Raw genomic sequence first — 19,512 nt, 5'->3', positions numbered from 1 at the left:
CGGCCCGGTGCGGGTCAGTCGCTGAAGTAGTTGAGGAGGTCCTGGCGGGTGAGCACCGCGACCGGCTTGCCGCCGTCGGTCACCAGCAGAGCGTTCGTCGTGGCGAGCGCGGCGCGGGCCGCCGTCACCGGCTCGTTGACGCCGATCAGCTCGAGCGGTTCGCCCAGGTGTTGTCCCACCGAGTCGGTCATCTCGGCGTGCCCGCTGAAGACCGCATCCACCAGCGACCGCTCGTCGAGCGCGCCGGCGACCTCTCCCATGACGACCGGCGGCTCCGCTGTCAGGACCACGAGCTGCGAGACGCCGTAGGTGTTCATCGTCTGGATGGCGTCGCGCACCGTCTCGGTCGGGTGCGTGTGCACCAGGTCGGGCAGCGTGCCGCTCTTCGTCTTGATGATGTCGTGGACGGTCGACTCGTCGGGCACCTCGCTGAAGCCGTAGGACTGCATCCACCGGTCGTTGAAGATCTTCGCCAGGTAGCCGCGTCCGCCGTCGGGAAGGATCACGACCACGATGTCCCCGGGGCCGAGGTCCTTCGCGGCACGAAGTGCCGCTTCGACGGCCATGCCGCTCGACCCGCCGACGAGGATGCCCTCCTCGCGGGCCAGCCGTCGTGTCATCCGGAAGGCGTCGGCGTCGCTCACCGCGATCACCGCGTCGACGACGCTGGGGTCGTAGGCGCCCGGCCAGAAGTCCTCGCCGACACCCTCGACCAGGTACGGGCGCCCGGTGCCGCCGGAGTAGACGGACCCCTCGGGGTCGGCGCCGACGATGCGGACGCGCCCCTCGGAGACCTCCTTGAGGTACCGCCCGGTGCCGGTGATCGTGCCGCCGGTGCCCACCCCGGCGACGAGGTGCGTGATCCGGCCGTCGGTGTCGCGCCAGATCTCGGGACCGGTGGTCTCGTAGTGGCTGCGCGGCCCGTTGGGGTTGAAGTACTGGTTGGGCTTGAACGCGCCGGGGATCTCGGCCGCGAGGCGGTCGGACACCGAGTAGTAGGAGTCGGGATGCTCCGGAGGCACGGACGTCGGCGTCACCACCACCTCCGCTCCGTAGGCGGTGAGGACGTTGATCTTGTCCTCTCCCACCTTGTCGGGGAGCACGAACACGCACCGGTAGCCGCGCTGCTGCGCGACCAGGGCGAGCCCGACTCCGGTGTTGCCGCTCGTCGGTTCCACGATGGTGCCGCCGGGCTTCAGAAGCCCGTCGCGCTCCGCAGCGTCGATGATGCGGGAGGCGATGCGGTCCTTCGACGAACCTCCGGGGTTCAGATACTCGAGTTTGACGAGCACCGTCGCCGCGATCCCCTCGGTCAGCCTGTTGAGCTTCACGAGCGGGGTGTTGCCGACCAAGTCGATGATGGTCTCTGCGTACTTCACCCGACCCACCTTAACAGCGCGGGTGCACAGCCGGCAGAGTGTGACGCCGCCCTAGAATCTGCTCATGCCCGTGTCCGACCTGTCGCCCGTCGCGCAGGACTACCTGAAGATCATCTGGTCGGCGACCGAATGGTCGGATGACCCGGTGACCGTGAAGCAGTTGTCCGAGCGCATGGGGGTTCGCGCCGCGACCGTGTCGGACGGGCTGCGGCGACTCGCGGAGCAGGGCCTGGTCGCGCACGAACGCTACGGCGGCGTCGAGCTGACCGAGGCCGGGCGGCGGCACGCCGTCGCCATGGTACGGAGGCACCGGCTGATCGAGACCTTCCTCGTGGAGGAGCTCGGCTACGGCTGGGACGAGGTGCACGACGAGGCCGAAGTGCTGGAGCACGCCGTCTCGGACGAGCTGGTCGAGCGGCTGGACCGGCGTCTCGGCTCCCCCGCGCGCGACCCGCACGGCGACCCCATCCCGACCGCGGACGGAACGCCGCGGCGCCCCGACGCCGTGCCGTTGCTGGATGCGCCGTCCGGCACACGCCTGAGTGTCGTGCGCATCTCGGATGCCGACCCGGCCGTCCTCCGCTACCTGGCTGAGCGGGGCATCGGCCTCGACACCGCGCTGAGCGTCCAGGAGCACCGCGCGTTCGCGGGCGATGTGACGGTGACCGTGGGGTCGGAGCACGTCGTCCTCGGCGCGACGGCGGCATCTGCCGTGTGGGTGGCCGCCCAGGACTGAGGCGCCGTGGTCAGGCGCCCGCGACGGTGAGGCCGACTAGCGCGAGGTTCAGGAGCACGACGAGCCCTGCGACGACGCCGCCCAGGATGCGCACCCACAGCCGGTCGGCGGACTCCCCCATCACGGCCCGCGAGCCGGTCAGCCGCAGCAGGGGGATCATGGCGAACGGGATGCCCAGGCTGAGGAAGACCTGCGACAGCACCAGCGCCCACGTGGGGTCGACGCCGACGGCGAGGATGATCAGCGCGGGGATCAGCGTGACGATCCGGCGGACGAGCAGAGGAGCGCGCAGCTTCAGCAGCCCGCCCATGATGGTCGCCCCCGCGTAGCTGCCGACCGAGGTGGAGGCGAGGCCCGAGGCGAGCAGGCCGATCGCGAAGACGACACCGACCGCTGGGCCGAGGGCGGAGGTGATCGCGCGGTGAGCTCCCTCGATGGTGTCCGTCCCGTCGACGCCGCGGAGGGCGGAGGCCGCGACGAGCAGCATGGCGATGTTCACGGCGCCGGCGAGCACCAGCGCGAGCACCACATCCACCCGGGTCGCGTGCAGCAGCCGGCGGATGCGGCCGGGGTCGGCGGAGCTGCCGTGCCGGTCGCGGGCCAGGGCGGAGTGCAGGTAGATAGCGTGCGGCATGACCGTCGCCCCGAGCATGCTCGCCGCCAGCAGCACGGTCTGTGCGCCATCGAACCGCGGCACCAGGCCGCCGACGGCCTGACCCCAGTCGACCGGGCTCACGAACAGTCCGGCGAGGAAGCCCACGGCGATCACGGCGAGCAGCCCCAGGATGACGGCCTCGAACGGCCGCTGGCCGCGCCGCGACTGGATGCCCAGGATGCCGATCGCGACGATCCCGACGATCAGCCCGCCGAGCGGGAGCGGCAGCCCGAACAGCAGGTTCAGGGCGATGGCGCCGCCGATCACCTCGGCGATGTCGGTCGCCGCCGCGACCAGCTCCGCCTGCACCCAGTAGGCGCGGCGTGTGCCGGTGCCGAGTCGCTCCCCCAGCAGTTCCGGGAGGCTGCGGCCGGTGACGATGCCGAGTTTCGCCGACTGGTACTGCACGAAGACGGCGATGGCGTTGGCGGCGACGAGGACCCAGACGAGCAGGTAGCCGTACCGCGCGCCGGCGGTCAGGTTGGCCGCGACGTTGCCGGGATCGACGTATGCGATCGCCGCGACGAAGGCCGGCCCGAGCAGCAGCAGGAGGCGGGCGGGCGCGGCCCGCGGCACCCGCTCCTCGAGCCGAACGCTCATTCTCACCTCGCCTATCGCAAAAGTTAGCCCAGTCTAACTCTGCGCTCTCCGCCCCGTCGAGTCCGCGATTTTTGCACGCCTGGCGGCATCGAAACGTGCAAAAATCGCGGACTCGACGGTGGGGCGCAAGGGCCGAAGCGTCAGGCGAGGAGGGTGCGGAGGACGGCGATGCGGCCGTCGCGCGCCTCGATCACGTCGACGCCGCGGGCGACGGGCGCGCCCTCCGGGCCGAACGTCCAGGCGAGCGCGCCGGTGTCCCGGCCCAGGTAGACCGGACCGGCGTCGGCGAAGACGAACGACGCGGGGGCGTCGTCGACGAGGCCGGCGGCCTTCGCCTCGAGCGCATCCCATCCCGTCACCTCGCCCTCGGGGTCGGCGAACACGACGTCCTCCGTGTACGTGCGCTCGATGGCGGCACGACGCGAGGCGGGGTCGCGGTTGCCGAAGACCTCGAGCAGGTTGGCGGACAGCAGTTCGGTGATCGTCGGCACGGGACGCCCTTTCGTCGGTCGGATGGGGGAGGTCACTCCTCGAGCACGGCGCTCTCGGTCTGCTCGCGGTAGAGCCGCGAGTACACGCCGCCGAGCTCCAGCAGCTCGCGGTGCGTTCCGCGCTCGACGACCTGCCCGTGGTCGATCACGAAGATGACGTCCGCCGCGACGATGGTCGACAGGCGGTGCGCGATGGCGATCGTGGTCCGGCCGCTGGATGCGGTGTCCAGCGCCTGCTGCACGACCCGCTCCGAGATGGTGTCGAGGGCGCTGGTCGCCTCGTCGAGGATGAGCACCTCCGGGTCCTTCAGCAGGACGCGGGCGATCGCGATCCGCTGCTTCTCCCCGCCGGAGAGCCGGTAGCCGCGCTCCCCCACGATCGTCGCGTAGCCGTCAGGGAACCCGGCGATCGTGTCGTGGATGTTCGCGCGCCTCGCCGCGTCCTCCAGCTCGTCCTGCGTCGCGTCCGGGCGCGCGTAGCGCAGGTTCTCCGCGATGGTCGCGTGGAAGAGGTACGTCTCCTGGCTGACCACGCCGATGTGCGACACCAGCGAGTCCTGCTGCAGCGCACGGACGTCCGTCTCGCCGAACCGGATCGTGCCGCTCGTCGCGTCGTAGAACCGCGGGATCAGGTACGACACCGTGGTCTTCCCCGCCCCGCTCGGGCCGACGAACGCCGCGAACTCGCCGGGCTCGATGACGAACGACACGTCGTCGAGGGTGTTGCGCTCGCCGTCGCGGGCATCCGGGTAGCGGAACACCACGTGGTCGAACTCGATCCTCCCGAGGTCGTCGGACGGATCCACCGGCACGGCGTCCGGGCGGTCGGCGATCGCCGGTTTGAGGTCGAGGTACTCGAAGATGCGGGCGAACAGCGCGCCGGAGGTCTGCAGGTCGAGCGCCACCCGCATCAGCGCGAGCAGCGGGAACAGCAGCCGCGCCTGCACGGTGGTGAACGCCACGATCGTGCCCGCCGAGATGTCGGTCGCCCCTCCCACGATCAGCCACCCGGACACCAGGTAGACGATCGCCGGGATCGACGACAGGAAGATGTTGACCATCGCGAAGAACCATTGGCCGCTCATCGCCTGCGACACCTGGAGGCGGATCTGGTTCTCGTTCTCGGCGGAGTAGCGGCCGACCTCGGTGGTCTGGCGATTGAAGCTCTTCGACAGCAGGATGCCGCTGACGCTCAGCGTCTCCTGCGTGATCGCCGTCATGTCCGACAGCGACTCCTGCGTCTTGGTCGCGATGCGGGCACGCACCTGCCCGACCCGGCGCTGGGCGATCACCAGGATCGGCATGAGCACGACGGCGACGATGGTCAGCTGCCAGTTCAGCAGCAGCATCGCGACGAGGGCGGCGATCACCGTCACGGTGTTGCCGAGGATGCTCGAGATCGTGTTGGTGAGGACGCTGGCGACCCCGCCGACGTCGTTCTGCAGCCGCGACTGGATGATGCCGGTCTTGGTGTGCGTGAAGAAGCTGAGCTCCATCGACTGCAGGTGCGAGAACAGCCGGACGCGCAGCGCCCCCATCACCTTGTTGCCGACCGACGCCGTCAGGTAGGTCTGCCAGACGCCCAGCAGCGCCGACGCGATGTACACGATCAGCATGAAGACGACGATCTCGACGAGCACGGGGATGTTCGGGCCGCCCGGCGGGAACAGGCCGTCGTCGAAGGCCCGCTCGGTGAGCAGAGGGGGCACGACCGAGAGAGCGGCTCCGATCAGGACGAGCACCATCGTGAAGACGATCGCCATGCGGTGCGCCGAGAAGAGCGAGACGATCCGGCGGAACAGGTGCGGGATCTTCGGAGCCTCGGCGTTGATCGCCCGCTGTGCCTCGGCGTCCCCGCCGCTGACGCGCCCACGACCGCTGCCGCCTCCGGCTGCAGCCATGCCGCGCATCCCGCTCATGGTCTCAGCGTAACGCCCGCCGGGGACCCCACCGGCGTGACGCAACCGTGATGCAAGCGCTTGACGTAAACGCTTGCATCACGCGAGAGCGTGGGGGTACGGTGATGGCCGGGCGCACACCTGTGCCCGCACCAAGAGCTCAACGAGGAGTGAAATGAAAGCAGCACGTCTCTCCGTGATCGCCGGGGTGGCCCTCGCAGGCCTCGCGCTGGCGGGATGCACCGGTGGCGGCGGGTCGGGAAGCGGTGGCGGCGACGCCAACTCGAATCTCGACAGCAAGGGCCCGATCACCTACGTGCAGGGCAAGGACAACTCCAACGTCGTCCGCCCGCTGATCGACAAGTGGAACAAGGCCCACCCGGACGAGAAGGTCACCTTCAAGGAGCAGACCGACCAGGCGGACCAGCAGCACGACGACCTCGTGCAGCACTTCCAGGCCAAGGACACCAACTACGACGTCGTCGACGTCGACGTCGTGTGGACGGGCGAGTTCGCCGCAAAGGGGTGGCTCCAGCCGCTGACCGGCACGTTCAAGATGGACAACTCGTCCCTGCTGGAGCCGACGGTGAAGTCGGGAACGTACAACGGCACCCAGTACGCGGCGCCGCAGACCTCCGACGGCGGCATCCTGTACTACCGCAAGGACCTGGTCCCCGAGCCGCCCAAGACGTGGGACGACATGCTCAAGGACTGCGACATCGCCAAGGCGAAGGGCATCGGCTGCTACGCCGGTCAGTTCGCGCAGTACGAGGGCCTCACGGTGAACGCCGCGGAGGCGATCAACACCAACGGCGGCACGATCGTCGGCGAGGACGGCAAGAAGGTCACCGTCGACAGCCCCGAGGCCAAGGCGGGCCTGACCCGACTGGTGGACGGCTTCAAGAACGGCCAGATCCCGGCCGAGGCCATCACGTACCAGGAGGAGCAGGGCCGGCAGGCGTTCGAGGCCGGCAAGCTGATGTTCCTGCGCAACTGGCCGTACGTGTACAACCTGGCCAAGACCGACGGCTCCTCGACGGTGAAGGACACCTTCGGCATCGCGCCGCTCCCGGGCATCAGCGCGGACAAGCCGGGCGTCTCCAGCCTGGGCGGCCACAACGCCGCGATCAGCGTGTACTCCAAGCACAAGGCGACCGCCTTCGAGTTCCTCAAGTTCCTGCAGAGCGAAGAGACGCAGAAGTTCTTCGTGACCCAGGGCTCGCTGGCACCGGTCGTGGCCTCGCTGTACGACGACGCGGCGCTGAACAGCCAGCTGCCGTACCTGTCGACGCTGAAGACCTCGATCGAGAACGCGGTCCCGCGGCCGGTGTCGCCGTTCTACCCGGCCATCACCAAGGCCGTGCAGGACAACGCGTACGCCGCCCTCAAGGGCGACAAGACGGTCGACCAGGCCCTGAAGGACATGGCCTCGGCGATCAACACCGCGAGCGCCGGCTGACCCCGGCCTGAAACGGTTGCCGGGCGGCGGGATCTCTCCCGCCGCCCGGCCCCTCTCCTTCCGACAAGCATCCGGAGGCACACATGTCAACGTCGAACGTCGTCGCCCCCTCATCCGCCAGCACCGGCAAGAACGGCAAACCGCCGATCCGCGCCGGAGCCAAGCGGCAGCGTGCCCAGCAGAGTCGCTGGGCGTTCTACCTGATCATCCCCACCCTGATCCTGCTCGCCATCGTGATCGGGTACCCGGTCGTCTCGGCGATCGTGATGTCCTTCCAGAAGGACGCCGGGCTCGACCCGGCGACCGGCCTGTTCGTACAGGGCGGGTTCGCCGGCTTCCAGAACTACGCGCACTGGCTGCTCCAGCAATGCCAGGGCCCCAACGGCACCACCATCTCCTGCCCGCCCGGCAACCTCGGCTCCACCTTCTGGAGCGCCGTCTTCGTCACCTTCTTCTTCACGGTGACGACCGTCATCCTCGAGACCGGCCTCGGACTCTGGTTCGCGCTCATCATGAACCGCGCGTTCCGCGGCCGCGGCCTCGTCCGCGCGGCGATCCTCATCCCGTGGGCGATCCCGACCGCCGTCACCGCGAAGCTGTGGTTCTTCATCTTCTCGGTCGCCGGCGTCGCGAACGCCGTGCTGGGGGCCCACATCCTGTGGACCTCCGACGAGTGGGCATCCCGGTTCGCGGTCATCATCGCGGACACCTGGAAGACCACGCCGTTCATGGCGCTGCTGATCCTCGCGGGGCTGCAGATCATCCCGGAGGAGGTCTACGAGGCCGCGAAGGTCGACGGAGCCTCCACCTGGCAGCGCTTCTGGCGGGTCACGATGCCGCTGCTGAAGCCGGCGCTCATGGTCGCGATCCTGTTCCGCGTCCTCGACGCGCTCCGCATCTACGACCTGCCGCAGATCCTCACCGGCGGCGGAGGCGGTACCGGCCATGCGACGACCACCCTGTCCATCCTGGTGGTCGATCAGATCAGGCAGGGCTTCAACAGCGCAGCCGCCCTGTCGACCATCACGTTCATCATCATCTTCCTGATCGCCTTCATCTTCGTCCGGATCCTCGGCACGAACGTGGTGCGAACGCAGGAGGACCAGCAGAAGGGGGCGAAGCGATGACCGCCGTCGCCGGACAAGCCGCAGCGACCGCCGAGGCGGGAGCCCTCCCTCGTACCCAGACCAAGAACCGTGGCAAGCAGCGTCGCCGCAACGCCGGTCTTCGCACCGGCATCCAGGCGATCGTCATCGTGCTGTGGTGTCTGCTGCCCTTCTACTGGATGGTCGTGACCTCGTTCCGCGACGTCGGCTACACGAACGACAACACGCCGTGGATCACCCACTTCACCTGGGACAACTACATCACCGCGCTCTCGACCAACCTGGGCAACCACCTGGGCCAGGCGCTGCTGAACTCGCTGTTCATCGGCATCTGCGTCACGGTGATCTCCCTGGTCGTCGGCATCTTCGCGTCGTACGCCCTCGCCCGCCTGGACTTCAAGTTCAAGGGCATCGTGCTCGGCATCATCCTCGCCGCGTCGATGTTCCCCGGCGTCGCGCTGATCACGCCGCTGTTCCAGCTGTTCACCAACATCGGCTGGATGGGCACCTACCAGGCGCTGATCATCCCGGAGATCTCGTTCGCCCTCCCCCTGACCGTCTACACGCTCAACTCGTTCTTCCGCGAGATGCCGTGGGACCTGGAGGAGGCGGCACGGATCGACGGGTGCACGCAGGCGCAGGCGTTCCGGAAGATCATCCTCCCGCTGGCGGCGCCGGCCGTCTTCACGACCGCGATCCTGGCGTTCATCTCGTCGTGGAACGAGTTCCTGATCTCCAGCCAGCTCTCCAGCGACGCGACCCAGCCGGTCACCGTGGCCATCGCCTCCTTCACCGGCAGCCAGCCGCACCAGGAGCCGTACACCGCGGTCATGGCAGCCGGTACGATCGTGACGGTGCCGCTGATCATCCTCGTGCTGATCTTCCAGCGGCGCATCGTGGCCGGACTCACGGCCGGTGGCGTGAAGGGCTGATCACATGCGCTGGAGCGACTCCCGCGAGGTCGTCGACGTCGGCCTCGGCTTCGTCGGCTTCTTCGCGGTCGCGTTCCTCGCGATCACCGTGTTCTGCGAGCTGACCGGCGAGCCCGCCCTCGGCTGGGCGCTCACCCTCCTCGTTCTCGTGCTCGCTTTCATCGGCCTCCTGCAGCTGCGCCGCCGCATCATCGCGCGGCGGCAGGAGGCCGAGGAGGCGCGGCTCGAGCACCTGGACTCCTGAACGGGGCCCGGCGATGGCAGGGATCGAGGAGGTCGCGCGCGCGACCGGGGTCTCCACGGCCACGGTCTCCCGGGCGCTCCGCGGACTCCCGAACGTCTCGGACAAGACGCGGGCCGCGGTGCGGCGCGCAGCCGACGAGCTGGGCTACGTCGCATCGTCGAGCGCGTCGGGGCTCGCCAGCGGCCGCACCCTGGCCATGGGCGTCGTCGTCCCGTCGGTGAGCCGCTGGTTCTACACCCAGGTGCTGGAGGGGGTGGATGCGGAGCTCCGGTCGGCGAGCTACGACATGATCCTCTTCAACCTGGGGGGTCATCGCGGCGACCGGGAGCGGGTGTTCCACCGCAGCATCCTGCGCAAGCGCACCGACGCCCTGCTCGCGCTCTGCCTCGACTTCACCACGGAGGAGCGGGAGCAGCTGGCGACCCTCGGGCACCCGACCATCGTCGTCGGCGGGCCGGTGAAGGGCCTCCGCAGCGTCGGCATCGACGAGACCTCCACCGCATACACGGCGACGTCGCACCTCATCTCGCTCGGCCACACCGCGATCGCGCACCTCGGGGGCGAAGACGAGGAGGGCCTCAACAGCCAGGTGCCGATCGGGCGGCTGCACGGGTTCAAGGACGCGATGCGCGACGCCGGGCTCCCGGTACGGCCGGAGTGGGTCATCCCGGGCGGCTTCTCGCTGCCCGAGAGCCGGGCGGCGATGAACCGGCTGCTGGATGCGGACGGGCCGCGCCCCACCGCCGTCTTCGCGGGGTCGGACGAGATGGCGTTCGGCGCCATCCTCGCCGCAGGCGACCACGGACTGCGTGTCCCGGAGGACCTGTCCGTGATCGGGATCGACGACCACGACTACGCCGCGGGGTTCGGTCTCACGACCATGGCGCAGGACCCGTTCGAGCAGGGCGCGACCGCCGCCCGCATCCTGCTGGACGAGCTCGCCGGTGCCGAACCGCGCACCGGATCGGTGCGCTCTCCGGTCAGTCTGGTCATCCGGTCGTCCACCGCACCGCCGCGCTGATGTCCCGCAGCGCGCCCACCGTCTGAAACAATGGTGGTGCGGCCATCCGGCTGAGCGCGCCTTTCGGGTAGGCACGGTCAGCTGACGGGGTCGCCCGTCGGGCTATCGGGGCCCACATGACGGGAAGAGCCGCCCTGGCTAGGACAGGGCGGCTCTTCGAATCCGGTGGGAACGTTCCCGCTCCCGCGATGTCGTCAGTCGGCGTCGGCGAAGGACAGCACTTCGGCTTCCTGCTGCGGGGTCTCGGCCGGCGCATCCACGCGCTTCAGGTGCTTGTGCCCGATCATGATCAGTGCGGCCGCGATGAGCACGGAGATGGCTCCCGCGTAGAACGGCATGGAGCGGCTGACCGTGTCGGCCAGCAGGGTCGCGGCCGGCGGGGCGACGGCGCCGCCGAGGAAGCGCACGCCCGAGTACGCGCTCGACGCCACGGACCGCGGGAGGTCGGTGGCCTCCATCACGCACTCGGTGAGCACGGTGTTGAGGATGCCGAGCAGCAGACCGCCGACGATCACGCAGACGATGAGCGCGACCAGCGACCCGACGAACAGCCCGGCGGCCAGCAGGTCGAGCGCGAGCAGGGGCATGACGAGCCAGAGCACCCGCGTCCGCGGGAGCCGGGAGGTCAGCAGCGGCGCGACCCACACCGAGGTGACGGCGAGGGCGACGCCCCAGCCGAAGAAGATCAGGCCGAGCGTGATCGCGTCCTCGACGCCCAGCGGCACCAGGGCGAACGGCGTGTAGGCGAGGAGCACGAAGAAGCCGATGTTGTAGAACAGGGCGGCACCGGCGAGGAACCCGAGCGCGGGCCGGCCGAGGGCGCGGAACGGTGCCGAGAGCTTCGTCGGCTGCGGCTTCTCGGGGTTCTTCCTGAGCAGGGCGACGATCGCGATGAAGCCGACGGCCATGAGTGTCGCCGTACCGAAGAACGGTCCGCGCCAGCTCCAGCTGCCGAGCAGGCCGCCGAGCAGCGGTCCGATCGCGATTCCGAGGCCGAGCGCGGCCTCGTAGAGGATGATCGCGGCCGAGGTCCCGCCCGACGCGGCACCCACGATGGTCGCCAGCGCTGTGGAGATGAACAGGGCGTTGCCGAGGCCCCAGCCCGCACGGAACCCGATGATCGACTCGACGTTCTGCGACAGGCCGGCGGCGGTCGCGAACACGACGATCAGAGCGAGGCCGATCAGCAGCGTCCGCTTCGCCCCGATGCGGCTGGAGATCCAGCTGGTGAAGAACATGGCGGCGCCGGTGATGAGCAGGTAACTGGTGAACAGCATCTCGGTCTCGGTCGGCGTCGCCTCCAGGCTCTTCGCGATCGCGGGCAGGATCGGGTCGACGAGACCGATGCCCATGAAGGCGATGACGGAGGCGAAGGCGACCGCCCAGACGGCGGTCGGCTGCTTCAGGATGCTGGTGGGGCGATCGTGGGACATGAAGGGAGGACGGCTCCTTGCCGGTCGGTGGTGCACGAGGTGGTGCGGGACGGGATGCGACGAAGCGAGAGCCGGCGGGGGTCAGCCCCGGCCGGCCAGCGCCGCCGATGCCGCCGTGGAGAGATCGACGCGTGATCCGATGATCTCGACGGTGGCGCGCATCGCGGCCAGCTCGTCGTCGCTGAGGTCGGCGAACATCGGGACGAGCGCGGCCGAGAGCTCGTCTCGCCACGTCTGGAGCGCGTCCGCGCCCTTCGCCGTGATCGCGATCTGCCAGGCGCGCGCGTCGGTGGTATCGGCGATGCGCTTCACCCATTCGGCGTCGACGAGGTTGCGGACGAGCTTGGTCATGGTCGGCTGGGACACCCGGCTGTGCTCGGCGAGCTCGCCGAGGCGCATCGGGCCGACGGTCTGCAGCACGCTGAGGGTGCGCCAGGTGGCGGGGGACTCGGTGCTGCCGGTGACCCGGGCCGCGAGCCGGGCGAGGCGGTGCGCGGCGACCACGAGGTCGCCGAGGGTCTGGCGGAGTTCGGGCGTCTCGGGCATGAGACCCATTATATATAGCTTGCCTATGTTTATCAAACGTCGCGACGGGCGAGCACGTAGCCCTGGGGCGACTTCTCCGGCGGGACGGCCTGCCGGATCAGCTCCGCCGTCGGCGTGAAGCCCGCCCCGACCAGCCTGTCCTTGACGATGCCGGGATGCTGTCGCCGCGTGTGCAGGTCGAGGTCGTGCCCGTAGGCGTGCGTGAGGTGCACGACGTCCTCCCCCACCTGGAAGGCGAGGAGGAGCACGCCGCCGGGCCGGATGACGCGGGCGAACTCGGCGTAGAGCCCGGCCTGCCGCTCGTCGGGCGTGTGGATGACGGAGTACCACGCCAGCGCACCGGCGAGAGCGTCGTCCGGGAACGGAAGGGCCGCCATCGTCCCCACCTCGAACCGCACGGCGGGATGGTCGCGACGGGCGACCTCGACCATCGCGGGTGAGAGGTCGACGCCGACGACATCCAGTCCGAGCCCCGCGAGGTGTCCGGCGATCCGGCCGGGACCGCATCCCAGGTCCCCCACGACGCCGCCGCCCGCGCGGGTCACCTGCTCGGCGAACACCCCGAGCATCGCGCGGTCGAACTCGCTCCCCGCGAGGTCGTCGCGCAACAGGTCGGCGTAGTCCTCGGCGACGGCGTCGTAGGCGAGGCGGGTGGCGGTCACATCGGCGGGCTCGTCGGTCACGGGTCGGAGTCTAGACGGTCGACGGCGAAGCGCCCCCGGCCGGGTGGCCGGGGGCGCTTCGTGGTGGGTGTTACCGCAGGTACCTGTCGTAGAGGAGGGTCCTGCGGCACAGATCCGGTGGGTGGCAACCGCTGTCGCGGTCCTCACCGTGGAGCATCGCGTGACCGAAGTCACGCAGTCGCGAGGCGTAAGCACGCCACGAACTGGTATTCATCGTGGTTCTTCTTCCGGTTGTGCGTCCTTGCACACCGATGCACGCTGGCTGGCGCGATCGGACGCGTGGATGGGTGAGCATCCGCGCCCGTGCGTCGGTTAACGCACGGAGGGCGTCGCCCCGTTACGGGGGCGACGCCCTCCGCAACGCGGACACTCTCTGATGGGAGGAGTCCGCGTCGCGCCTGTGTCTACGACACAGCGGCAGTCAGCCGTCGGTAAGAAGAGCCCCGAGGGGCCCCGATTACTTCAGGGTGACGGTGGCGCCAGCCTCTTCGAGCTGGGCCTTCGCCTTGTCAGCGGTCTCCTTGTTGGCACCCTCGAGCACGGTGCTCGGCGCGCCGTCAACGAGGGCCTTCGCCTCACCGAGGCCGAGGCTGGTGAGGGCGCGCACCTCCTTGATGACCTGGATCTTCTTGTCACCGGCGGCCTCGAGGACGACGTCGAAGGAGTCCTTCTCCTCGACCTCTTCGGCAGCGGCGCCCGCACCACCGGCGGCCGGAGCGGCCACGGCGACGGGGGCGGCGGCGGTGACCTCGAAGGTCTCCTCGAACTTCTTCACGAACTCGCTGAGCTCAATGAGCGTGAGCTCCTTGAACGCCTCGAGCAGCTCCTCAGTCGAAAGCTTTGCCATTGTTCTCTCCTTAGTGTGTGTGGTTACTCACCGCTGGCCTTGTCCGTGAGGACTCAGGCAGCGGACTCCTGCTTCTCACGCAGCGCGTCGACCGTGCGAACGGCCTTCGACAGCGGTGCGTTGAACAGATATGCGGCTCCGAACAGCGAGGCCTTGAAGGCGCCGGCCAGCTTGGCCAGCAGAACCTCACGGGACTCGAGGTCGGCGAGCTTGCCTACCTCTTCTGCGGTCAGCGCGTTACCGTCGAAGTAACCGCCCTTGACCACAAGCAGAGGGTTTGCCTTGGCGAAGTCACGCAGCGACTTCGCGACGGCGACAGGGTCACCGTGCACGAAGGCGATCGCGGACGGCCCAGCGAGCTCCTCGTCGAACGACGAGATGCCGGCGTTGTTGGCCGCGATCTTGGTCAGCGTGTTCTTCACCACGGCGTAGGTCGCGTGCTCACTGATCGACGTGCGCAGCTGCTTGAGCTGAGCGACAGTGAGACCGCGGTACTCGGTCAGCAGAACGGCGGTCGAGCTCTCGAACAGGTTCTCGAGCTCGGCGACCGTGGCTTCCTTGTTCGCCATGGCCTACTCCTCAATCTTCTTCGTCGCACACCGCGGGAGCGGTGTGCCCGCCAAAGTCGCTGGACGACACCGTCACCGGACAAAGAAAAAAGCTCCGGCGCAGAGGCACGGAGCTGGCGACGCAGAAAATGCGGAACTTGCTTCATACACCTGCGCGGGCCCCCACCTGAGTGGGATCTTCGGTCATGCGAGCACGACAACCAGCGGTCTTTGGCTTCGTACAGGGTACGGGATGCGGACCCGTGTCCGCAAATCGGACTCAGGCGGCCGTCGGCACGAGCGGCAGCGAGACCGTGAACACCGTGCGCCCGGGCTCGCTGGTCACCGACACGTCTCCCCCGTGCGCCTGGACGACGGCCTGCACGATGGCGAGGCCCAGTCCCGTCGATCCGGTGGCGCGGTTGCGGGAGCTGTCGCCCCGGGCGAAGCGCTCGAACAGCGTCGCCTGCAGCTCCTCCGGGATGCCGGGCCCATCGTCCGCGACCGTGATCACGGCACGGTGCGCGTCCTCGTCCACCCGCAATCCGGCCGTCACCTTCGTGCCGTCCGGGGTGTGCACGCGCGCGTTCGCGAGCAGGTTCATGAGCACCTGATGCAGTCGCGGGGCGTCGCCGACCACCTCGACGGGCTCATCCGGAAGATCGAGCGCCCACTCGTGGCCGGGGCCGGCGGCGTGCGCGTCGCTGAGCGCATCCACCAGCAGAAGGGACAGGTCGACCGGGTCGCGGTCGAGCTCACGCCCCTCGTCGAGGCGGGCGAGCAGCAGGAGGTCCTCGACGAGCGAGGTCATGCGGGTCGCCTCCGACTCGATGCGGCCGAGCGAGTGTGTCACGTCCGGCGGAAGCTCGTGCGGCGCCCGCCGGGTCAACTCGGCGTAACCGCGGATGGACGCGAGCGGCGTGCGCAGTTCGTGGCTGGCGTCGGCCACGAACTGGCGCACCTTCTGCTCGCTCGCCTGCCGGGCCGTCAGAGCGGAGGCGACATGGCCGAGCATGCGGTTGAGCGCCGAACCGACCTTGCCGACCTCCGTGTGCTGATCGGTGTCGGCCTCCGGCACGCGGACCGACAGCGCGACATCCCCCCGGTCGAGCGGCAGGGAGGAGACCTGCTCTGCGGTGCCCGCCACCCGCTCCAGGGGTCGCATCGCCAGACGGACCACGACGCTCGCGAGGAGGAACGCGAACACCAGCCCGGCCAGGGTGACGAGCACGATGACGAGGGTGAGCCGGGCGACGGTCGCATTCACGTCGCTGAGGGGCAGGCCGATGATGACGCTGTCGCCGTTCGTGAGCTCCACCGCGGCGACGCGGTAGTCGCCCAGGGACGCGCCGAGGTCGATCGTCCGCGGGTGCCCGTCCGACGGCAGGCTGATGAGGGCGGTGGTGGAGATGAGCACCCGCTTCGGCGCGACCGGCTGATCGGGCGTGCTGCCCGGCGGCCTCTCGGAGAGGATGACCGGATAGAGCAGCATGTCGCCGCTCCGGATCACGCCGAAGGTCCCGGTCTGCTGACCGGGCGTCTGGACGATGCCGATCACATCCGGCCCGGTCGGCTGGTCGCCGTAGATCCGGTCCGCCGCGCGCTGACCGCGGTCGAGCGCGGAGGTGAGCTGCCCGTCCAGCCGCTGCATCAGATAGTTCTGCAGCGCGAACACGCTGGCCGTCCCGATCACGGCGCCCAGCACCGCCAGCATCGCCACGACGACGAGCACGACACGGCTCCGCAGCGTCCACGAGCGGAACGGCCGGATGCGCCAGGACCGGCCGCTCGCGCGACCCGTTCCGGCTGACTCGGTGACCGGGCCGCCCGCGACGCGGGCGGAGGTCATTGCGCGGCCTTCACCATGTAGCCGGCGCCGCGGACGGTGTGGATCATCGGGGCGCGGCCGGCGTCGATCTTCTTGCGCAGGTAGGAGATGTAGAGCTCGACGACGCTGGAGGATCCGCCGAAGTCGTAACTCCAGACCCGGTCGAGGATCTGGGCCTTGCTGAGCACGCGGCGCGGATTCCGCATCAGGAACCGCAGGAGCTCGAACTCTGTTGCGGTCAGCTGGATGGGCTCGCCGTCGCGGTGCACCTCGTAGCTGTCCTCGTCGAGCACGAGGTCGCCGACAATGAGCACCGGGTCGTCGTGGTCGGCGACGGCCGCACGCGACCGGCGCAGCAGGCCGCGCAGCCGCGCGACCAGCTCCTCCAGGCTGAACGGCTTCGTCACGTAGTCGTCGCCGCCGGCGGTGAGGCCGGCGATGCGGTCGTCCAGGGAGTCCTTCGCGGTGAGGAAGAGCACGGGCGCCTCGTTGCCGTCGGCGCGCATCCGCGACAGCACCTGGAGGCCGTCGATGTCGGGAAGCATGATGTCGAGCACCACGACGTCCGGCTTGAACTCGCGCGACAGCTGCAGCGCCTGCTGCCCGTTCGACGCCGTCTTGACCTCCCAGTCCTCGTAGTGGAGGGCCATCGCGAGCAGATCCGTCAGTGTCGCCTCGTCATCGACGACGAGCACGCGGATGGCGCTGCCGTCCGCACGGCGCAGGAGGGTACGGGGCTGGCTGGAGGGGCCGGAGGCGGCGCGCGCGTTCATGGTCACCTTTCTCATTATGAGGAGGGTGATGGATGCCGTCTTTGCACAACCTATGAACTCTCTGAGCGCTCCCGGCGTGAGACGGAGGTGCTTCGATCCGCGCTGCGCTCAGCGCAGGGACAGGACGAACTCCTCCCCCACCCGCGTGAGCTTCCGCGGGTTGCGGACGAAGTACAGACCCGCGATCCGCCCGTCCTGCACGCGCGCCGCGAGGACACCGTCCAGCGCGCCGTCGACGCTCAGGGCGAGCGCCGGGTTGCCGTTGACGACGGTCGCCTCCGAGGTCACCGCGACGCCCGCCTTGGCGATGGCTCCGGCGATGAAGCGCGTCACCTTGTCCGCTCCCAGGATCGGCCGGAGCGCCGCCTGCTTCACCCCGCCTCCGTCGCTGATCAGCACGACGTCCGGGGCGAGAACGTCCAGCATCGCCTGCACGTCGCCGGTCTCGACGGCCAGCCGGAAGGCGGCGAGCGCCGTGCGCGCCTCGTCGGCGCTGACGCTCACGCGCGGGCGCCGCGCCTCGACATGCTGCCGCGCACGGTGCGCGATCTGACGAACGGTCGCCGGCGTCTTCTCCACCGTCGCCGCGATCTCGTCGAACTCGAAGCCGAAGATCTCGCGCAGCACGAACACCGCGCGCTCGGTCGGCCCGAGGGTCTCCAGCACCACCATGAGCGCCAGGGAGACGCTCTCCGCCAGCTCGGCGTCCTCGGCGACGTCGGGCGATGTCAGCAGCGGCTCGGGCAGCCACGGACCCACGTACGCCTCGCGACGGCGCTGCGCGCTGCGGAGGCGGTTGAGAGCCAGCCGCGTCGCGATCCGCACCAGGTAGGCGCGGGGCTCCCGCACCTCCGCCTGGTCGACGGTGCTCCAGCGCAGCCACGTCTCCTGCAGGACGTCCTCGGCGTCCGCCGCCGAGCCGAGCATCTCGTACGCGACGGTGAAGAGGAGGTTGCGGTGCGCCACGAAGCGCGACGTCGCCTCGTCCGTCCGGTGCGCGTTCATACGCCCTCCCGCCTCGGCGCTGCGCCGGCGACTCCGCCGGCCCACCCGTCCACAGCGAGCATACGGCGGCGCTCCCGGTCGCCGAAGCCCGCGGGGAGCCGCGTGACGCCGGGATGCCGCGCCTCGAGAGCGAGCTGCTGCACGGTCCCCCGGCACACCAGCTCCTTCACGGCCGCTCCGGCCCGGCCGCCGATGTGCGCCCGCGTCGCCGTGTCGTCCCTGTGCTCGAACTGGAAGATCCCGTGCCGCCGGCCCAGGCTGATGCAGAGGCCGACGAACCCCATCACGAACGGCGCGGGATCCTGTCCGCCGATCCTGCGCAGGACGGTGTCCGCGGCGGCGCCGCCGAGCGGCCCGGCCGCCTGGCAGCTCATCCGCAGCGGGCGCCCGGACGGCGCGGCCGAGTCGCCCGCCGCCACGATGCGGTCGTCGTCGACGCTGGTCAGCGTCTCGTCGGTGATGAGCCGGCCGGCCCGGTCGGTGGTGAGCCCGCTGCGCCGCGCCAGGTCGGCGGCGACGAATCCGGCCGCCCAGACGGTGAGGGCGCTGGGGCGCGTGCTCCCGTCGGCCAGCGCCACCGCATCCCGCTCGACCGCGGTGACCCGCGAACCCGGGCCGTCCTCCACCGCGACGCCGAGAGCGGCCAGCCGCCGGGCGACGGATCGACGGCCACGGGGATGCAGCGACGGCGCCAGCGGTCCTCCGCAGTAGAGGGTGACCGCCCTCCCCTGCTCGGCGAGCTCCGCCGCGACCTCGACGCCGAGCGGGCCTCCGCCCACCACCGCGATGGGCGCGGTCGACCCGAGCGCGGCGAGCTCCTCCCGCAGCCGGTCCGCATCGGCGAGCTGCGCGATCGGCCGGGCGTGCTCCGCGGCACCCGGTGCATCGGAGCGGGCGTGGACGCTGCCCGCGGCGTACACCAGATGGTCGTACCCGAGCCGCCGGCCCGAGGAGAGCTCGACCTGCCGGGCGGCCGCATCGATGCGCTCGACGGCGTCGACGACGAGGTGCACCGACGGCGCGAGCACCCTCCCGAACTCCACGATCGCGTCGTCCGTGCCGGCGGCCAGCTGATGGAGCCGGATGCGCTCGACGAACACGGGCCGCGGATTCACCAGGGTGACGTTCACACCGTCGGTGCCGCTGAGCCGGTTGGCCGCCGCCACCCCGGCGTATCCGCCTCCGACCACCACCACGTCGGCCTGCTGCTGCATGGGACTCCTCCTTCTCGTCGCCTTCACCCGTACGACACGGCTGGGGGCCCGGATGTGACATCCGCGAGCAGACCCGGGACTCGGCGGATGCATAGCTTCGCCATAGCGGCCCGA

At 69.9% G+C, this 19,512-nt stretch carries 19 protein-coding genes; 6 read left to right on the top strand and 13 right to left on the bottom strand.

Annotated elements, in window-relative coordinates; all coding sequences use genetic code 11:
• Positions 1–14: 14 nt before the first annotated feature.
• Complete coding sequence (locus BJ963_RS18615) at positions 15–1,379, bottom strand: cystathionine beta-synthase (RefSeq protein WP_179457912.1); 1,365 nt, start codon at positions 1,377–1,379, stop codon at positions 15–17.
• Positions 1,380–1,443: 64 nt separating this feature from the next.
• On the opposite strand from BJ963_RS18615, the gene BJ963_RS18610 reads away from it, so the two are divergent.
• Entirely contained in the window at positions 1,444–2,115 is a 672-nt protein-coding gene (locus BJ963_RS18610; protein WP_179457911.1) for a metal-dependent transcriptional regulator, read from the top strand.
• A gap of 10 nt (positions 2,116–2,125) precedes the next feature.
• Here BJ963_RS18610 and BJ963_RS18605 read toward each other — a convergent pair whose 3' ends face one another.
• The 3 genes from BJ963_RS18605 to BJ963_RS18595 all read right to left on the bottom strand — a co-directional run bounded on the left by BJ963_RS18605 (position 2,126) and on the right by BJ963_RS18595 (position 5,780).
• Entirely contained in the window at positions 2,126–3,370 is a 1,245-nt protein-coding gene (locus BJ963_RS18605) for an Nramp family divalent metal transporter (RefSeq protein WP_179457910.1), read from the bottom strand.
• A 140-nt stretch (positions 3,371–3,510) separates the two neighbouring features.
• Positions 3,511–3,861 (bottom strand): nuclear transport factor 2 family protein, encoded by a 351-nt coding sequence (locus BJ963_RS18600; RefSeq protein WP_089913870.1) that lies wholly within the window; start codon positions 3,859–3,861, stop codon positions 3,511–3,513.
• A gap of 32 nt (positions 3,862–3,893) precedes the next feature.
• The gene (locus BJ963_RS18595; protein ID WP_246298108.1) at positions 3,894–5,780 is read right to left on the bottom strand and encodes an ABC transporter ATP-binding protein; all 1,887 of its coding nucleotides are present in this window, start codon (positions 5,778–5,780) and stop codon (positions 3,894–3,896) included.
• Between the two features lie 154 nt (positions 5,781–5,934).
• Here BJ963_RS18595 and BJ963_RS18590 point away from each other — a divergent pair, with 154 nt between their 5' ends.
• The 5 genes from BJ963_RS18590 (at position 5,935) to BJ963_RS18570 (ending at position 10,521) form a co-directional block, all read left to right on the top strand.
• Complete coding sequence (locus BJ963_RS18590; RefSeq protein WP_179457909.1) at positions 5,935–7,218, top strand: ABC transporter substrate-binding protein; 1,284 nt, start codon at positions 5,935–5,937, stop codon at positions 7,216–7,218.
• A gap of 83 nt (positions 7,219–7,301) precedes the next feature.
• Complete coding sequence (locus tag BJ963_RS18585) at positions 7,302–8,345, top strand: carbohydrate ABC transporter permease (protein WP_179457908.1); 1,044 nt, start codon at positions 7,302–7,304, stop codon at positions 8,343–8,345.
• On the top strand, positions 8,342–9,256 hold the full coding sequence (locus BJ963_RS18580; RefSeq protein WP_089913879.1) for a carbohydrate ABC transporter permease: 915 nt from the start codon (positions 8,342–8,344) through the stop codon (positions 9,254–9,256). Before BJ963_RS18585 ends, BJ963_RS18580 begins: the two co-directional genes overlap by 4 nt.
• Before the next feature lie 4 nt (positions 9,257–9,260).
• Positions 9,261–9,500, top strand: a complete 240-nt coding sequence (locus BJ963_RS18575) for a hypothetical protein (RefSeq protein ID WP_179457907.1) — start codon at positions 9,261–9,263, stop codon at positions 9,498–9,500.
• Positions 9,501–9,513: 13 nt separating this feature from the next.
• Complete coding sequence (locus BJ963_RS18570; protein ID WP_089913885.1) at positions 9,514–10,521, top strand: LacI family DNA-binding transcriptional regulator; 1,008 nt, start codon at positions 9,514–9,516, stop codon at positions 10,519–10,521.
• A gap of 194 nt (positions 10,522–10,715) precedes the next feature.
• Here the strand turns inward: BJ963_RS18570 and BJ963_RS18565 are convergent, their stop codons facing one another.
• The 9 genes from BJ963_RS18565 to BJ963_RS18525 all read right to left on the bottom strand — a co-directional run bounded on the left by BJ963_RS18565 (position 10,716) and on the right by BJ963_RS18525 (position 19,398).
• Entirely contained in the window at positions 10,716–11,954 is a 1,239-nt protein-coding gene (locus BJ963_RS18565) for an MFS transporter (RefSeq protein WP_179457906.1), read from the bottom strand.
• 81 nt (positions 11,955–12,035) lie between these two features.
• On the bottom strand, positions 12,036–12,500 hold the full coding sequence (locus BJ963_RS18560) for a MarR family winged helix-turn-helix transcriptional regulator (protein WP_089916917.1): 465 nt from the start codon (positions 12,498–12,500) through the stop codon (positions 12,036–12,038).
• Between the two features lie 32 nt (positions 12,501–12,532).
• Positions 12,533–13,183 (bottom strand): methyltransferase domain-containing protein, encoded by a 651-nt coding sequence (locus BJ963_RS18555; RefSeq protein WP_179457905.1) that lies wholly within the window; start codon positions 13,181–13,183, stop codon positions 12,533–12,535.
• A 457-nt stretch (positions 13,184–13,640) separates the two neighbouring features.
• Positions 13,641–14,030, bottom strand: coding sequence for a 50S ribosomal protein L7/L12 (rplL, locus tag BJ963_RS18550; protein WP_089913895.1), 390 nt, complete (start codon positions 14,028–14,030; stop codon positions 13,641–13,643).
• Between the two features lie 53 nt (positions 14,031–14,083).
• Complete coding sequence (gene rplJ, locus BJ963_RS18545) at positions 14,084–14,599, bottom strand: 50S ribosomal protein L10 (protein WP_089913898.1); 516 nt, start codon at positions 14,597–14,599, stop codon at positions 14,084–14,086.
• 259 nt (positions 14,600–14,858) lie between these two features.
• Complete coding sequence (locus BJ963_RS18540; RefSeq protein WP_179457904.1) at positions 14,859–16,427, bottom strand: sensor histidine kinase; 1,569 nt, start codon at positions 16,425–16,427, stop codon at positions 14,859–14,861.
• Positions 16,424–17,179, bottom strand: a complete 756-nt coding sequence (locus BJ963_RS18535; protein ID WP_231947185.1) for a response regulator transcription factor — start codon at positions 17,177–17,179, stop codon at positions 16,424–16,426. The genes BJ963_RS18540 and BJ963_RS18535 overlap by 4 nt, the downstream gene beginning before the upstream one ends.
• 108 nt (positions 17,180–17,287) lie before the next feature.
• Positions 17,288–18,184 carry an RNA polymerase sigma-70 factor gene (locus BJ963_RS18530; RefSeq protein WP_179457903.1) on the bottom strand — a complete coding sequence of 299 codons (897 nt, stop codon included), beginning with the start codon at positions 18,182–18,184 and terminating at the stop codon, positions 17,288–17,290.
• Positions 18,181–19,398, bottom strand: a complete 1,218-nt coding sequence (locus BJ963_RS18525; RefSeq protein WP_179457902.1) for an NAD(P)/FAD-dependent oxidoreductase — start codon at positions 19,396–19,398, stop codon at positions 18,181–18,183. The genes BJ963_RS18530 and BJ963_RS18525 overlap by 4 nt, the downstream gene beginning before the upstream one ends.
• Between the last annotated feature and the right edge of the window lie 114 nt (positions 19,399–19,512).

Origin of the sequence: Leifsonia soli (assembly GCF_013408745.1) — a bacterium.
In the GTDB taxonomy this organism is placed as follows: Bacteria; Actinomycetota; Actinomycetes; order Actinomycetales; family Microbacteriaceae; genus Leifsonia; species Leifsonia soli.
Note: the sequence above shows the minus strand (reverse complement) of the source record. Positions and strands in the feature narration are given on the sequence as shown.

Bases quoted from the DNA above. Each gene is read 5' to 3' on its own strand.
- BJ963_RS18575 (WP_179457907.1), top strand. From the start codon at position 9,261: ATGCGCTGGAGCGACTCCCGCGAGGTCGTCGACGTCGGCCTCGGCTTC.
- BJ963_RS18530 (WP_179457903.1), bottom strand. From the start codon at position 18,184: ATGAACGCGCACCGGACGGACGAGGCGACGTCGCGCTTCGTGGCGCAC.
- BJ963_RS18605 (WP_179457910.1), bottom strand. From the start codon at position 3,370: ATGAGCGTTCGGCTCGAGGAGCGGGTGCCGCGGGCCGCGCCCGCCCGC.
- BJ963_RS18535 (WP_231947185.1), bottom strand. From the start codon at position 17,179: ATGAACGCGCGCGCCGCCTCCGGCCCCTCCAGCCAGCCCCGTACCCTC.
- BJ963_RS18580 (WP_089913879.1), top strand. From the start codon at position 8,342: ATGACCGCCGTCGCCGGACAAGCCGCAGCGACCGCCGAGGCGGGAGCC.
- BJ963_RS18570 (WP_089913885.1), top strand. From the start codon at position 9,514: ATGGCAGGGATCGAGGAGGTCGCGCGCGCGACCGGGGTCTCCACGGCC.
- BJ963_RS18525 (WP_179457902.1), bottom strand. From the start codon at position 19,398: ATGCAGCAGCAGGCCGACGTGGTGGTGGTCGGAGGCGGATACGCCGGG.
- rplJ (WP_089913898.1), bottom strand. From the start codon at position 14,599: ATGGCGAACAAGGAAGCCACGGTCGCCGAGCTCGAGAACCTGTTCGAG.
- BJ963_RS18585 (WP_179457908.1), top strand. From the start codon at position 7,302: ATGTCAACGTCGAACGTCGTCGCCCCCTCATCCGCCAGCACCGGCAAG.
- BJ963_RS18560 (WP_089916917.1), bottom strand. From the start codon at position 12,500: ATGCCCGAGACGCCCGAACTCCGCCAGACCCTCGGCGACCTCGTGGTC.
- rplL (WP_089913895.1), bottom strand. From the start codon at position 14,030: ATGGCAAAGCTTTCGACTGAGGAGCTGCTCGAGGCGTTCAAGGAGCTC.
- BJ963_RS18610 (WP_179457911.1), top strand. From the start codon at position 1,444: ATGCCCGTGTCCGACCTGTCGCCCGTCGCGCAGGACTACCTGAAGATC.
- BJ963_RS18590 (WP_179457909.1), top strand. From the start codon at position 5,935: ATGAAAGCAGCACGTCTCTCCGTGATCGCCGGGGTGGCCCTCGCAGGC.
- BJ963_RS18540 (WP_179457904.1), bottom strand. From the start codon at position 16,427: ATGACCTCCGCCCGCGTCGCGGGCGGCCCGGTCACCGAGTCAGCCGGA.
- BJ963_RS18595 (WP_246298108.1), bottom strand. From the start codon at position 5,780: ATGAGCGGGATGCGCGGCATGGCTGCAGCCGGAGGCGGCAGCGGTCGT.
- BJ963_RS18565 (WP_179457906.1), bottom strand. From the start codon at position 11,954: ATGTCCCACGATCGCCCCACCAGCATCCTGAAGCAGCCGACCGCCGTC.